The sequence below is a fragment of the Vibrio sp. 1069 genome, assembly GCF_033340555.1.
This window is the reverse complement of sequence record NZ_JAWOWP010000774.1, coordinates 1-557: the sequence shown is the minus strand read 5'-3', so window position 1 is coordinate 557 and position 557 is coordinate 1. Positions and strand designations below refer to the sequence as shown.

The following is a 557-nucleotide window of genomic DNA, read 5'->3' as shown; positions in this document are numbered from 1 at the left end:
TTTCGTCTTTCCTACTGGCATTGACCTTAGGGCTTCCTGCGACTTCACAGGCTGAAGTGGAAATTCCTATTATGGATTTGGTGGATGTTCGAGGCATCCGCGAAAACCAATTAGTCGGTTACGGTTTGGTGGTTGGTCTTGCCGGCCAAGGTGACCGCAACCAAGTAAAATTTACCTCACAATCCATCACCAACATGTTGCGCCAATTTGGTGTTCAGATTGATGACAGCATGGACCCTAAACTGCGTAACGTAGCATCGGTAAGTGTGACGGCATCGGTAGACCCTATGGCGGGGCCGGGCCAAACCTTAGATGTGGTCGTGTCATCCATTGGTGATGCGAAAAGCTTGCGCGGCGGTACGCTGCTTCTTACGCCGCTACGCGGTATCGATGGTGAAGTGTACGCCATCGCGCAAGGTAGCGTTGTTGTGGGCGGTTTATCTGCTGAAGGTAAAAGTGGTTCGAAAGTCGAAGTGAATACGCCAACAGCGGGTCGTGTGCCGAATGGTGCAACGCTAGAGCGCGAAATCAAAACAGACTTCAACCAGCGCGATGAA

General features: G+C 51.5%; 1 protein-coding gene. It reads left to right on the top strand.

Going from position 1 to position 557, the window contains the following annotated elements:
* The coding region (locus R7040_RS28975) for a flagellar basal body P-ring protein FlgI (protein WP_318097971.1) at window positions 1-557 on the top strand (557 nt) is incomplete at both ends.